This is a genomic window from Streptomyces sp. NPDC054783 (genome assembly GCF_053611725.1).
In genome coordinates this window covers 64,363-77,003 of record NZ_JBSHAY010000005.1, presented here as the reverse complement: position 1 = coordinate 77,003, position 12,641 = coordinate 64,363, and the positions used below count along the sequence as shown (strand labels likewise).

The window sequence follows — 12,641 nt, the reverse complement described above, 5'->3', positions numbered from 1 at the left end:
ACCCCCTTCGACCTCGGTTCGCACGGAGGCTTCTACAGATGTAGAAGTGCCGGCGAAGACCCTACAGCGGTGTTCTACGGTTGTAGAAGCAGGGGTGTAGAAAGTGAGCGTGTCCACAGACCGACGTACTCTCCTCGCCGACGCGGCCATCGGCGTCCTCGCCGACGCCGGCGTGCGAGGGCTGACCCATCGCGCGGTGGACCGTGCGGCACAGCTGCCGCCCGGCACCACGTCCGCCTACTACCGAACCCGTCAGGCCCTCCTCACCGCGCTGGTCCGGCGCCTGGTGGCGCTCGACCAGGCCGAGCTGCAGGAGATCGGGGCGCGGACGCCGCCGTTGCGGGCCGCCGGTGAAGTGGTCCGCGGGCTCGTCGCGTTCACGGCGGCGAGGCTCTCCGGGGACGGGCGCAGACGCTCCCTGGCACGCTACGCGTGCGCCGTCGAGAGCGCCCGTCATCCCGAACTGCGCGAGATCCTGGTGCCGCGCGAGAACCTGGCGCGGCAGGCGTTGTGCGACTTCCTCGCCGCGCAGGGCGTGGCCGACCCGGAGGAACGGACGGTGACGCTGCTGACCTGCGTGGACGGCCTGGTCTTCGACCGGCTGGTGAACGGCGGGAGCGTGGCGGAGGAGGAGCTCCGCGGACTGGTGACGGCGGCCCTGCGCTGAGCGGAACGACGACGGGGGCGCCGGTGGTGCGTACCTGTTCCGATCGGCGCTGTGTCCCTTGAGACCTACGGCAGTTGACGGCGGTCAGGGCTCACGGCGGCACCGCACGCAGTGCGCGCAGCACCGCCCAGATCACCGACACCAGCGGCACGGCCACCACGGCACCGATCACCCCGGCGATGATGGTGCCGGCGATCACCGACACCGCGACGACGAGCGGATGCAGCCGTACCGCCCAGCTCATCACCAGCGGATGCAGCACATGCCCCTCCAGCTGGCCGATCACGACGATCAGCGCCAGCACGGCCAGTGCCGTCAGCGGTCCCCGCCCGGCCAGCGCGACGATGGTGGCGACGGCGAGCGCGACCGGCGAGCCCACCAGGGGCACGAACGCGGCGAAGAACTCCAGCAGCGTCAGCGGCAGCGCGAGCGGCACGCGCAGCACGAGCAGCGCGATACCGACGAGCACGGCGTTGGTGGCGGCCACGATGATGATGCCGCGCGTGTACCCGGCGAAGGCCCGCCAGGCGGCCCACCCCGCCCGGTCCCACGCCGGACGGGCGCCGACCGGCAGCAGCTGGTCGCGGACCCAACGCCACTGGCGTTCACCGGAGTGGATGAAGAACACCGAGGCGAACAGCGCGAGCGCGCCCCCGGTGACCAGCTCCACCACACGGCTCAGCCCGCTGACGGCACGGCTGAGCAGGCTGGACCGGTGCGCGGCCAGGTAGTGCGTCACCTGGTTCTCCAGCTCGGACAGCCGGCCGGGACTCAGCCGGAACGGCGGCCGCTGGAGCCACTGCTCGATGCGGTGCACACCGCCCCGGAACTCACCCGTCAGCCTGGCCGACTCGCCCGCCACGGCGTTGCCGACGAGGGCGAGCAGGGCCAGCAGGAGCAGGATGCTGCCGACCAGCGCCACGGCGACGCACAGCGGCCGTGGCAGGACCCTCTCGAGCAGGTCCGTCAGCGGGCGCAGGACGGAGGTGACGACCAGCGCGAGGAACAGGGCCACGGCCACGAGCTGGAAGCTGCCGAGGATGCTGAAGACGCCGTAGACGACGATCCCGACGAGGATGAGCCGCCAGGCGTAGGCCGCCCCGACCCGCAGCCACGGTACCGTCCGCTCGGCCGCCGGCACCGGCTCGGTGCGCGGGACGGCCGGGAGCCGCACGGTGTACGCCGGCCGGCTGCCCAGCACTCGCGTCCTGCGGCGCAGGCCGCCCGGCCCGGCCGCCCGCCGACGCGCATCGCCCACCACCGCTCCCGGCTCCTCTCCGTCACCCTGATGACGGTCGGTCACACCTAGAACCGTAGACGCATCGCGAGAGGCGCGCGCGCAATGCACCCGCGCGCGGTCTCCCCCGGACGGCGACGGTTCGCCCGGCGCGTCACCGTCATCGGGAAACCTGGACGATCTCTCCGTCATCCGACCCGGTCATCCGGTATCCCGTCTCCCCGTCTCCCCGTCTCCCGGTCATCGAGGAACGTGACGGTCTCCCCGAGCGGCGCCCGGTCGATCCGTGCGAACGTGGCGGACGGGTCCGCGAAGCCGATGGACACACCGGCGTACAGGATCGGCTCCCTCGGCGGCGCGACGACCTCCGCGACGGTCCGGTGGTAGACCGACCAGGCCATCTGCGCACAGCTGTGCAGGCCCTCGGCACGCAGCAGGAGCATCACCGTCTGCAGGTACATCCCGAGGTCGGCCCACTGCGCTGCGCCCATGTCCCGGTCGATGTAGCACAGCAGGAGACACGGGGCCCCGAAACAGCGCCAGTTCGCGGCGACGGCCGCCCGGCGGGCCTCCGCGTCCCCGCGCCGGATCCCAAGTGCCCCGAAACGCCGGGCGGCCGCCGCCGACCTCCGCTCCCGGTAGGGGGACCTCGGCTCCGATGGATACATCCGGTACTGCCGCTCGTCCCCGGGACCGCCGGACGCGGCACGTTCTACGGTGCGCTTCTTCAACTCTGCCAGCGGGGCACCGGTGAGCACATAGATGTGCCACGGCTGGAGATTGCCGCCCGAGGGCGAGCGTGCGGCGGCGGTCAGGACCCGCTCCAGCACCGCACGCGGGACCGGCTCGTCCGTGAAGGCCCGCACCGCCCACCGGCTCGCCACCGCCTCGTACACATCCACCCGCACGACCTCCGGGTCCGTTCCGCGGATCCGCTGTACTGACGGAAGCCCTCGGGCGGATGTGACCGGGACCGTCCCACCCGGTCTTCGACCTGCTGCGCTGTCGTCGATCAGCGCCTTGCGGGCGGCCGGCCGAAGGTTGGCGGACGCGGCACCGGCGAAGAGGCGCGTGAAGGGCCGGGACCGCCTCCGGCCGGGCGAGCTCTGCGGGCCGCCCGGCCGCCGGTGCGACACGCCCGGCCACCGCCTCCCCGCCGAGCCCGGCCTCCACATGTCCCCCTCGGCACGCCCGCTCGGCACGGCGGCCCCACCTGCGCGCTCACGCAACAGATCTTCGTCGACGGCCGGGAGCGGCAGAAGGCGCTCACAGGACTTTCACAACCGCCGCGGGTGGCCCGGCCCGGGCAGGGCACCCGGGGAGTGTCGTCGGCAGAGGGGATCCTCCAGTGATCACTATCGCCGTTCTGCTGCTCCCCGTCCTCGCCATCCTGCTCTTCGGTCTCGACCGGGTCGAGGACCGCTGGATCCTGCATCGCCCGACGCGCCAGACCAGGTCCCACCGGCACCGTCGTGTCAAGGTGGGCCGCCGCTGATCCCATGCCTGTCGGCAGGCCGTCAGCGGCCCGCCGTGTCCTCGCCCAGATCGGCGCACCGCCGGTAACGGTCGATCGCCTTGCCGAGTTCGATCCGCTCCGGTTCGGGGAGAGTGCCGCCCTGGGCGTACTCCAGGATGTGCTCGGCGACCGTCCGCAGCTTGGTGTTGGTGCGCTGGGAGACGTCCCGCAGCGCCCGCCAGGCCTCTTCCGGGGCGATCTGCCCGAGGACGAGCACGGCCCCGATGGCCTGGTCGATCACCGCGTGCGAGGACACCGCGCGCCGCAACTGCTCGTTCTCGGTCGTCAGCCGGTCGTACTCGGCGGCGAGTTCCGTCGAGGAGAGCAACACGAGCGGCTGCCGCCGGGAGAGCGCGAAGAAGGCCATGGAGCACCTTTGCGGGGTGGGAGGCGTCACTGCCACGCTTGCCCTCAACGGGCGCTTGCACACCCAATTGAACCAGCAGCGTTCGGCACCGTCACGCCGCACGGGCCGCGGCACAAAGCGTGAACATCCGTGCGCCGGACCCGGTCCTGCCGTCCCGCTCCGGTCCGCCGGGCCCGGCCCTGCCGACACGCTGTCAGTCATTCCGGCCCATGCCGCCGGCGCTCTCGGTCGCCCGGCCCACCGGCAGCAGGTCACGGATGTCCGAGGGCAGGGCGCCGGCCATCCGCTCGGTCAGTTCCGGGGCCAGCGCGGCGTCGAGCACCTCCATCACGGCGGCGGCCTCCCGCAGGGCCGTGTCCTCGTCGGTGCCCGCCCGGTCGGCGATGCGTCCGGCGAAGACGGTCAGTCCGAACCGCTCGCCCGACGCGCCGGAGTCCGTCCCGGCCGACGCGTCGGCCGCCTCCCGCATCGCCGCCGCCATGTCCGCCGGCAGCTGTGCGGCCACATGCCGGGCCAGCCCGGACGGCAGCCGCTCCGACAGCGTGCTCACGACGGCGTGCGCGGCCCGTTCGGCCGAACCCCGGTCCGGCAGTTGGGCCAGCGCCTGTACCTTTCCGATCATCTCGTCGTGGTGCATGAGGCCGCCTCCTTCCTCACGAAGTCCTGACGGTGCGACGCCCCCCGTCGCGGGCCGGGCAGCAGCCGTGCCCCCAGCCCGCGGCGCCGTCACCGGGAGTGGGCCGGGTCTCCCGCGGCCCCGGCCGAGTACCCCGGTCGCCGCCGCCGGTACCCGGCCCCGTGGAGTCGCGGCGCCGTCACGCCGCAGGCGCGCTCGGCGGACCAACGAAGGACGCCGGACATCGGCGGAACCGACTGCGCGGTGTGCATGGCGGGAGCGGAGCCGGCGGCGCCGTTGTGGGACGTCAGCCAGTCCGCGACCGTCAGCGCGCCGAGGCCCCCGCGGACCGGACGGGTGAACCGGGGTGCGGCCGCGTACGAGCACACCAGGGCGCCTGCGCTCCGGGCGGAGGTGCAGAACGGGGAGGACGGCAGGTCACCGGCGGCCCGCCGGATCCCGTCGCCGCGCGGTTCGTCGATGACCTCGCACGCCTCGCCCTCGTCCGCCCGGCGGGTGAAACGCGCCCGCAGGAAGCTGGTGATCCCGTCCCGGGCCGGCAGTCTGGAGGCCTTGTACGCCGCCGCGCCCCGCAGCACGACGTCCCACGGCGGCACCTCCCGCGGCAGCCGCACGCCCCGGCGCCGGGCCAGTACCGCGTACGCCCCGGCGCCCGCCGTGAAGACGGAGGCGAGGACGGCATACCCGGCGAGAGGCACGTCGCCCCGGTCGTCGTACCGCTCGGCAACCGACCTCACGCCCTGGCCTCCGGTGGCTGTGCAGCCGTGGCCCGCAACGAGTGCCCCGCGGCCCGGGCGTGACACGGGCTCGCGCGGCACCGGGGCCGGGGGAGCGGTCGTGCATCCGGCCGGCCCAGATGGTGATGATCCCGCGTGCATGGGCGCCCGCCCGCGGCGGTCCCGCTCCCGTGCACCGGCCACGGGCCGGGGGAGCCGGTGGGCCGCCTCTGTGCGGACGGCCGGTTCGACGTGGGCGATGCCACATATGACCTGGTTCGCACCCCCTCCCCGCGGGCCTGCAGGGAGACTACCGTTGCGTCGAACCCCTGTTTCCCTGTGCGTCTCGGACGGCCCGGCTGTGCCCACTGATCTGTCCCCCCTCATCGCCGCGACGGCGCGCTGGCTGACGGTCGCCTATCCGCCCAGCGGCGGCGCGCTTGCCTCCGCCCTGTGCGAGGTGCAGGCCCGGCAGGCAGCGACCGTCGCCGCGTGGCTGCGCTACCCCACCGACATCGACGCGGGCCTCGTCACCATGGCCGGCCCCGGCGGCGCTGCCCGGCTCGACTGGATCACCGGTGCCGAGCGGGCGGCCGAGGACGGCCCGGACGACGACTGGGCCTGGCGCACCTGGGTGGACGAGGTCGTGGCCAGCTGGGCGGCCGCCCTGCTCACCGATCCGGAGCTGGCCGCACTGGCCGTCGCCGCGCTCGCCGACGGCGAGCATGCCTCGGACGCCCAGGTCGAGTTCCGGCGGCTGCTCGCTCCCGGCGACGGCGACCGGAGCGCCGCCGCACTGCTGCGCCACCCCGACCTCCTCGCCCCGGTGGCCGAACTCCACCTCGACCAGCTGGTGGACCGGCTCGGGCCGGGCCGCGCCCTCGCCGCCTGACCGCACAGCAGCCCGCCCCGCCCGCCGTCGCCGTCCTCGGCCTCGCCGGCGCCCCGACGGGCGGGCCGGCCCCGGGAGTGCGGGTCGACCGTGCGGCCATCGCCGGCACCGCTGCGGGCCGCGGCCCGCAGCGGGCAGAAGCCGACCGCCCGGCCGCCTTCACGCTGCTCGCCCTGCCGCACGCCGCCGGTGCGGATCCCCTCGACACCGGCGCGCCCCGCTCCACCTCCGTGCGCAGCGCGGCGCCGGCCCGGGCCCGGTGTCGTACGCCCCCCGCAGGGGTACTGCGGAGCTGATCCGTGGGCCGTTCGCCGACGGCGGCGGCCTGCCCCCAGCGACGGCAGGCAGGAGAAGGCGATGCGCGCGCAAGGCGACGAGAGCCGGCCGCCGGCGGTGTCGGGGAATCGGCGACCCGGCCGGCCCAGGACACCGGCGAACTGGCCCGCAAGGAGATCGGCGCCGTCCGGAACGAGATCACGACCGCGCCGAGGCGGCTTGGGTGCGGTCGGGCTGCTGCTCGCCGGAGCCGGCACCGGCGAGGTGCTCGCCCTCGAGGCCGGGCACTCGACCCTGCTGCGTCCCCCCGGCTCGGTCCTGCCGGAGCGCACGGCCGCGGCCGTACCGAGCGGCGTGTGCACCGCAAGGGCCGTGGGCCCGGCGACGGCTGTCCGCGACCGGACAGGCGCAGCGGCCCAGGCCGCCGTATGACGGGCCGGCGGCCGCCGGTGATCCGGTGCCGCCGGGCATGAGGGAAGGCCCGGCCATGACCTTCAAGAATCCCGTGTACCGCGGCGGGGCCGGCCGCGGCCGGTTCGAGCAGTTCGCGGAGTACGCCTCCAACTTCACCAGCTCCCCCGTGTTCTTCCTCTTCTGCCTGCTCCTCGTGGGCTTCTTCGTCGCCGCGCACGTCGCGCAACTGCGCCTCGAACTGCTGCTCCTCGCGGGCGAGTCGATGACCGCGGTCACCCTGCTGCTCCTCGCCCTGCTGAAGAACGCCGAGATGCGCGCCGAGCACGCGATCCAGCGCAAGCTCGACGCGATCGCCGGCGCCCTGCTGGAGGCCCACGCCGAGAACACGAGCCAGGCCTTCGAGGAACTGCGCAATGCGATCCGGATGGAGGAAGAGACCTGACGGAGGCGGACAAAACGGCGCGGCGGTTCTTCACGGCGCGCCGGTCAGGGTCGACCATGCCATGTCATGGACATTTTGCTCGTCGCCAGCGCGTTCAACAGCCTCACGCAGCGCGTGTACGCCGAACTGTCGGACCTCGGGCACCACCTGGACGTCGTACTCGCCTCGCACGGCGCCGACCCCGTCCGGGCCGCCCTGCACGAACTGCGGCCGGAACTGGTCGTCGCGCCGATGCTGAAGTCGGCCATCCCGGAGGATGTGTGGCGTGACCACACCTGCCTGATCGTCCATCCGGGTCCGCCCGGTGACCGCGGCCCGTCCTCGCTCGACTGGGCCATCGCCGAGGGGGCGCGGGAGTGGGGCGTCACGGTCCTGCAGGCCGAGGCGGCGATGGACGCGGGACCGATCTGGGCGGCCGAGCCGTTCCCCCTACCGCCGGTCGGCAAGAGCGACCTGTACCGCAACGAGGCGTCCGACGCCGCCGTCACCGCCGTCCTCACCGCCGTACGGCACTACGCCGAAGGCGCCCACAAGCCCCGGCCGCAGACCGACGACGCGGTCACAGTGGTCTGGCGCGACGCCTTCCGGCAGGACCGGCGGCGCATGGACTGGGAGCGGGACGACACCGAAACGGTCCTGCGCAAACTCCGCGGTGCCGACTCGCAGCCGGGCGTCCTGGACGAACTCCTCGGCCGGGAGGTGTTCCTGCACGGCGGGCACCCCGAGGATCGGCTGCGCGGCCGCCCCGGCGAACTCCTCGCGCGGCGGGCGGGCGCCGTCTGCCGGGCCACCCGCGACGGCGCCGTCTGGATCCCGGAACTCCGCCCCCGCCGGAACTCCGGCGATCCCGCCCCTTTCCGCCGCCCCGCCGCCTCCGTGCTCGCCGCCTGGGAACCCTCCCTCGAACTCCCGGAAGTCGCCGTCCCGTTGGAGCTTCCGCCCGACCGGCGGACCTGGACCGACATCCGCTACCGGCAGCGCGGCGACACCGGCTTCCTGCGCTTCTCCTTCCCGGGCGGCGCGATGAGCACCGACCAGTGCCGCCGGCTGCTCGCCGCCTACGAGCACGCCCTCTGCCGGCCCACCCGCGTCCTCGTGCTCGGCGGGGCCCGCGACTTCTTCTCCAACGGCATCCATCTGAACGTCATCGAGGCGGCCCCCGACCCGGCCCAGGAGTCGTGGACCAACCTCAACGCCATGGACGACCTGGTCGAGGCGGTACTGCGCACGACCGACCGGCTGGTGGTGGCCGCCCTCGCCGGCAACGCGGCGGCCGGCGGCGCGATGCTCGCCCTCGCCGCCGACGAGGTGTGGTGCCGCACCGGTGTCGTCCTCAACCCGCACTACCGGCGCATGGGCCTGTACGGCTCGGAGTTCTGGACGTACACCCTGCCCCGCCGCGTCGGAGCGGAGCACGCCCAGCGCCTCACCACCGAGGCCCTGCCCGTGAGCGCCGCGTCCGCGGAGCGGATGCGGCTCGTGGACCGACTCGTACCGGCCGCGCCCGGCGACTTCCCGGCCGAGGTCGAGCAACTGGCGGCCGAACTGGCCTCCTCGCCCTTCCTGGACGCGCGGATCGCCGCCAAGGCGGCCCGCGCGGCGGACGAGCGCGAACGCCCCCTCGCCGCGTACCGCGAGACCGAACTGGACCGTATGCGGGCCATCTTCTTCGACCCCGCCGCCCCCTATCACGCCCTGCGCTCCGCCTTCGTCCGCAAGACGCCCTCCGGCTCGCCCCGGCCCTTGACCGCGCCCGCCGGAGACCTCCGTTGACGCCGCGGCTGCTGGTGGCCGGCGTCGGCAACATCTTCCTCGCCGACGACGCCTTCGGCCCCGAGGTGATCCGTGCGCTGGGCCCGCGCCCGCTGCCGCCCGAGGTGCAGGTCCACGACTACGGCATCCGTGGCATGGACCTCGCCTACGACCTGCTCGACGGCTACGACGCCGCCGTCCTGGTGGACACCGCGCGCCGCGGCCACCACCCGGGCACCCTGTCCCTGATCGAGGCCGAACCGCCCGACGGCAGCGTCGTGCCCGAGGCCCACGGCATGGACCCCGTGAAGGTGCTCGCCCTCGCCACGCATCTCGGCGAGGAGCCCCTGCCGCGCGTTCTCGTCCTGGCATGCGAGCCCGAGCTGGTTCCCAGCGGCGACGAGGACCTCCTGCCGGGGCTCAGCACACCGGTCCGGGAAGCCGTCGGCCGGGCCGTGGACGCGTTGCACACGCTGATCCCGGCCCTGCTCGCCGACCCCGGCGCGCCCGCGCCCCCGTTGGGCCGCCCGGTGGAATCCGGGCCCCCCTGCCCGGCTGCGCTGCCCGGAACGGCGGGCGGCTGAGCGGAACATCGGTGGAACCCGGGCCGCAAGGACGCGGACCGGGCTCCACCGCCGTATCCGAGGAGCAGCGCCCATGTGCCGGTCCGACGTCAAGCAGGCAGTCCTGGCGAAGAACGACGACCTGGCCGCGGAGCTGCGCGGCGATCTCGCCCGGCAGGGCGTGACCGTCGTCAACCTGCTGTCCAGCCCCGGCAGCGGCAAGACCGAACTCCTCGGCCGGGTCCTGGCCCGCGCGGTGCAGCGGGAGGTGCCGGTGGCTGCGCTGACCGCGGACCTGGCCACCGAGAACGACGCCGTCCGGCTCGCCCGGTCCGGCGTCCCCGTCCAGCAGGTGCTGACCGACGGGCTGTGCCACCTGGAGGCCCGTCAGGTGCGGGCCCGGCTGGCGGGCTGGCTGCCCGCGGACACCTCCGTGCTCTTCGTGGAGAACGTCGGCAACCTCGTCTGCCCGGCCGCGTACGACCTCGGCGAGACCCTGCGGGTGGTGCTGATGGCGGTCACGGAGGGCGAGGACAAGCCGCTGAAGTACCCGACCGCGTTCGGCTCCGCCCATCTGGTCGTGATCACCAAGACGGACCTCGCCGAGCCGGCCGGCTTCGACGAGACCGCCTTCCGGGCGAACGTGCACCGGGTCAATCCGGGCGTGGAGATCGTACGGTCCTGTGCCCGCACCGGCGTCGGTGTCGGCACCCTCCTGGACCGCGCCCTGGCCGCCCGGGACGGCACCCTCCACCGGCCACCGCTCGCGCCGCATCCGCACGGCCACCACCACAGCGCGCCCGCCTCCGCCGTATGACGGCCCCGGCGACCGGCCTGGTCCGCCGCCGGCTCACGGTGCGCGGCACCGTGCAGGGGGTCGGCTTCCGGCCGTACGTGCACCGACTGGCCGCCGGCCTCGGCCTCGCCGGGTTCGTCGGCAACACCGGCGACGGCGTGATCGTCGAGGTCGAGGGTCCGGCGGACGAGGTCGACCGCTTCTGCGCCGTGCTGGCCGAACAGCCGCCGCCCCTGGCCACCGTGAGCGGCATCGCCGGCGAGGACCTGCCCGCCACCGGCGACGCCGGCCCCTTCACCATCCGCTCCACCGAGCGCGCCGCAGGCCGCACCCAGCTGCCGCCCGACACCGCGACCTGCGCCGACTGCCTGCGCGAACTCACCGATCCGGCCGATCGCCGGCACCGGCACCCGTTCGTCACCTGCACCCACTGCGGCCCCCGCTTCACCATCGCCACCGGGATGCCCTACGACCGGGTGGCCACGACGATGGCCGGTTTCCCGATGTGCCCCTCCTGCGCCCGCGAGTACGGCGACCCCGTCGACCGGCGCTTCCACGCCCAGCCGGTCGCCTGCCCCGACTGCGGGCCGCGGCTCACCCTCATCCCGGGCCTCGGCGGCCTGCGCCCCGCCCGGGACGCAGGCGCCCTCGCCACGGCCCGGGCGCTGCTGGCCGCCGGGCGGATCGTCGCCGTCAAGGGCGTCGGCGGCTACCACCTGGCCTGCGACGCCACCGACGACCGGGCCGTGGCCACCTTGCGCGACCGCAAGGAACGCGGCGGCAAGGCGTTCGCGGTGATGTGCGCCGACCTCGCCACCGCCGAGCGGATCGCGGTCCTCTCCGACGCCGAACGAGCCGCGCTGACCAGCGCCCGGCGCCCCATCGTCCTGCTCCCAAGGCGCACTCCGCCGGACGGCCTCCGCCTCGCGGACCAGGTCTGCCCGGGCAGCCCGCACGTGGGCGTGATGCTGCCCTACACCCCGGTCCACACCCTGCTGTTCGGGCTGCCCGACGATCCGCCCGGCCCCCGGGTGCTGGTCATGACCAGCGGCAACCGCTCCGGCGAGCCCATCGTCACCGACGACGCCGAGGCCCTGACCCGGCTCGCCGGACTGGCCGACGCCTGGCTCGCCCACGACCGGCCCATCGCCTCGCCGTGCGACGACTCCCTGCTGCGGGTCCGCCCCGACGGCACCGCACAGGTCCTCAGACGGTCCCGCGGCCACGTCCCCCGCTCCCTGCGGCTCCCGGTGCCCGTACCGCCCGTGCTCGCGGTGGGCGGCGACCTGAAGAACGTCCTGTGCCTCGGCGAGGGCGACCAGGCGTGGTTCGGGCCGCACATCGGCGACATGGGCGAGCTGGCCACGCTGGAGGCCGCCGAGCGCGCCGAGCGGCACCTGACCCGTCTGACCGGAGTCACCCCGGCCCTGGTCGCGGCCGACCGGCACCCCGGCTACCACTCGACCGGCTGGGCCCGGCGCCGTGCCTCCCGCCTCGCAGGCGGCTCCCTGCGGCTGGTCCAGCACCACCACGCCCACATCGCCTCCGCGATGGCCGAACACGGGCTGGACGGCACCACGCCGGTGATCGGCGTCGCGTTCGACGGCACCGGGTACGGCGACGACGGCACCGTGTGGGGCGGCGAGATCCTGCTCGCCGACTACACCGGCCACCGGCGCTTCGCCCACCTCACACCTGCCCCGCTGCCCGGCGGAGACGCCGGCGTGGCCAACCCCTGCCGGCTGGCACTGGCCCGGTTGTGGGCGGCCGGGCTCGACTGGGAGCCGGACCTGCCGAGCGTGCGGGCGTGCACTGAGGCCGAACTCGCTTTGCTGCGAAGGCAGTTGGACCGGCAGGTGGCCTGCGTGCCGACGTCCAGTATGGGCCGGCTGTTCGACGCGGTGTCGTCCCTGGCCGGTGTGTGCCATCGCGCGGAGTACGAGGCACGGGCCGCGACGGAGCTGGAGGCGGCGGCGACCGAGGCGCGGGACGCGGACGCGGCGGCGTACCCCTTCGGCTTCGCCCGGCAGCGCGAGATCGACCCGGCGCCGATGCTGCGCGCCCTCCTGGAGGACCGGCGGCGCGGCACCCCCGGCCCCGTCCTCGCGGCCCGCTTCCACCGGGGTGTCGCACGGGCCGTCGCAGAGATCTGCCGCCGTGCCCGCGCGGAGACCGGCCTGACCACGGTCGCCCTCACCGGAGGCGTCTTCGTCAACGGCCTGCTGGAGGAGGAGTGCACCGCGCTGCTCGCCCGCGACGGCTTCACGGTGCTCCGGCACGGCGAAGTACCCCCGAACGACGGAGGGCTGGCGCTCGGCCAGCTCATGGTCGCGGGAACAGCAACCCACCACGGGACGGAGTGACCC

General features: G+C 74.6%; 15 protein-coding genes. 10 read left to right on the top strand and 5 right to left on the bottom strand.

Annotation, left to right across the window (positions count from 1 at the left end; all coding sequences use genetic code 11):
• Positions 1–109: 109 nt before the first annotated feature.
• Entirely contained in the window at positions 110–667 is a 558-nt protein-coding gene (locus ACWGJ5_RS12085; RefSeq protein WP_453309629.1) for a TetR/AcrR family transcriptional regulator, read from the top strand.
• 91 nt (positions 668–758) lie between these two features.
• On the opposite strand, the gene ACWGJ5_RS12080 is transcribed toward ACWGJ5_RS12085, so the two are convergent.
• Both ACWGJ5_RS12080 and ACWGJ5_RS12075 read right to left on the bottom strand, forming a co-directional pair.
• Positions 759–1,970: an AI-2E family transporter gene (locus ACWGJ5_RS12080; RefSeq protein WP_453309628.1), complete on the bottom strand. Its 1,212-nt coding sequence runs from the start codon at positions 1,968–1,970 to the stop codon at positions 759–761.
• A 122-nt stretch (positions 1,971–2,092) separates the two neighbouring features.
• The gene (locus tag ACWGJ5_RS12075; RefSeq protein WP_453309852.1) at positions 2,093–2,806 is read right to left on the bottom strand and encodes a nitroreductase; all 714 of its coding nucleotides are present in this window, start codon (positions 2,804–2,806) and stop codon (positions 2,093–2,095) included.
• Between the two features lie 446 nt (positions 2,807–3,252).
• Here ACWGJ5_RS12075 and ACWGJ5_RS12070 point away from each other — a divergent pair, with 446 nt between their 5' ends.
• Positions 3,253–3,399, top strand: coding sequence for a hypothetical protein (locus ACWGJ5_RS12070; RefSeq protein ID WP_453309627.1), 147 nt, complete (start codon positions 3,253–3,255; stop codon positions 3,397–3,399).
• A 22-nt stretch (positions 3,400–3,421) separates the two neighbouring features.
• On the opposite strand, the gene ACWGJ5_RS12065 is transcribed toward ACWGJ5_RS12070, so the two are convergent.
• From ACWGJ5_RS12065 to ACWGJ5_RS12055, 3 genes are all read right to left on the bottom strand, one after another.
• Positions 3,422–3,787 (bottom strand): ANTAR domain-containing protein, encoded by a 366-nt coding sequence (locus tag ACWGJ5_RS12065; RefSeq protein ID WP_453309626.1) that lies wholly within the window; start codon positions 3,785–3,787, stop codon positions 3,422–3,424.
• A 193-nt stretch (positions 3,788–3,980) separates the two neighbouring features.
• Positions 3,981–4,424, bottom strand: coding sequence for a DUF2267 domain-containing protein (locus ACWGJ5_RS12060; RefSeq protein ID WP_453309625.1), 444 nt, complete (start codon positions 4,422–4,424; stop codon positions 3,981–3,983).
• Between the two features lie 89 nt (positions 4,425–4,513).
• Positions 4,514–5,161 carry a DUF1360 domain-containing protein gene (locus ACWGJ5_RS12055; protein ID WP_453309624.1) on the bottom strand — a complete coding sequence of 216 codons (648 nt, stop codon included), beginning with the start codon at positions 5,159–5,161 and terminating at the stop codon, positions 4,514–4,516.
• 340 nt (positions 5,162–5,501) lie between these two features.
• On the opposite strand from ACWGJ5_RS12055, the gene ACWGJ5_RS12050 reads away from it, so the two are divergent.
• From ACWGJ5_RS12050 to hypF, 8 genes are all read left to right on the top strand, one after another.
• Positions 5,502–6,032: a hypothetical protein gene (locus ACWGJ5_RS12050; RefSeq protein WP_453309623.1), complete on the top strand. Its 531-nt coding sequence runs from the start codon at positions 5,502–5,504 to the stop codon at positions 6,030–6,032.
• Positions 6,033–6,109: 77 nt separating this feature from the next.
• Positions 6,110–6,328, top strand: coding sequence for a hypothetical protein (locus ACWGJ5_RS12045; protein WP_453309622.1), 219 nt, complete (start codon positions 6,110–6,112; stop codon positions 6,326–6,328).
• 199 nt (positions 6,329–6,527) lie between these two features.
• Positions 6,528–6,740, top strand: a complete 213-nt coding sequence (locus tag ACWGJ5_RS12040) for a hypothetical protein (protein WP_453309621.1) — start codon at positions 6,528–6,530, stop codon at positions 6,738–6,740.
• Positions 6,741–6,795: 55 nt separating this feature from the next.
• Entirely contained in the window at positions 6,796–7,164 is a 369-nt protein-coding gene (locus ACWGJ5_RS12035; RefSeq protein WP_453309620.1) for a hypothetical protein, read from the top strand.
• Positions 7,165–7,230: 66 nt separating this feature from the next.
• A complete protein-coding gene (locus ACWGJ5_RS12030; protein ID WP_453309619.1) occupies positions 7,231–8,937 on the top strand; it encodes a hydrogenase maturation protein in 1,707 nt (568 codons plus the stop codon).
• Entirely contained in the window at positions 8,934–9,500 is a 567-nt protein-coding gene (locus tag ACWGJ5_RS12025; protein ID WP_453309618.1) for a hydrogenase maturation protease, read from the top strand. The genes ACWGJ5_RS12030 and ACWGJ5_RS12025 overlap by 4 nt, the downstream gene beginning before the upstream one ends.
• A gap of 73 nt (positions 9,501–9,573) precedes the next feature.
• Positions 9,574–10,296: a hydrogenase nickel incorporation protein HypB gene (gene hypB / locus ACWGJ5_RS12020; RefSeq protein WP_453309617.1), complete on the top strand. Its 723-nt coding sequence runs from the start codon at positions 9,574–9,576 to the stop codon at positions 10,294–10,296.
• On the top strand, positions 10,293–12,638 hold the full coding sequence (hypF, locus tag ACWGJ5_RS12015) for a carbamoyltransferase HypF (protein WP_453309616.1): 2,346 nt from the start codon (positions 10,293–10,295) through the stop codon (positions 12,636–12,638). The genes hypB and hypF overlap by 4 nt, the downstream gene beginning before the upstream one ends.
• Positions 12,639–12,641 lie beyond the last annotated feature (3 nt).

What these genes read in the sequence shown, in the direction of transcription:
- hypF (WP_453309616.1), top strand. Translation starts at nt 10,293, where the DNA reads ATGACGGCCCCGGCGACCGGCCTGGTCCGCCGCCGGCTCACGGTGCGC.
- hypB (WP_453309617.1), top strand. Translation starts at nt 9,574, where the DNA reads ATGTGCCGGTCCGACGTCAAGCAGGCAGTCCTGGCGAAGAACGACGAC.
- ACWGJ5_RS12065 (WP_453309626.1), bottom strand. Translation starts at nt 3,787, where the DNA reads ATGGCCTTCTTCGCGCTCTCCCGGCGGCAGCCGCTCGTGTTGCTCTCC.
- ACWGJ5_RS12030 (WP_453309619.1), top strand. Translation starts at nt 7,231, where the DNA reads ATGGACATTTTGCTCGTCGCCAGCGCGTTCAACAGCCTCACGCAGCGC.
- ACWGJ5_RS12060 (WP_453309625.1), bottom strand. Translation starts at nt 4,424, where the DNA reads ATGCACCACGACGAGATGATCGGAAAGGTACAGGCGCTGGCCCAACTG.
- ACWGJ5_RS12035 (WP_453309620.1), top strand. Translation starts at nt 6,796, where the DNA reads ATGACCTTCAAGAATCCCGTGTACCGCGGCGGGGCCGGCCGCGGCCGG.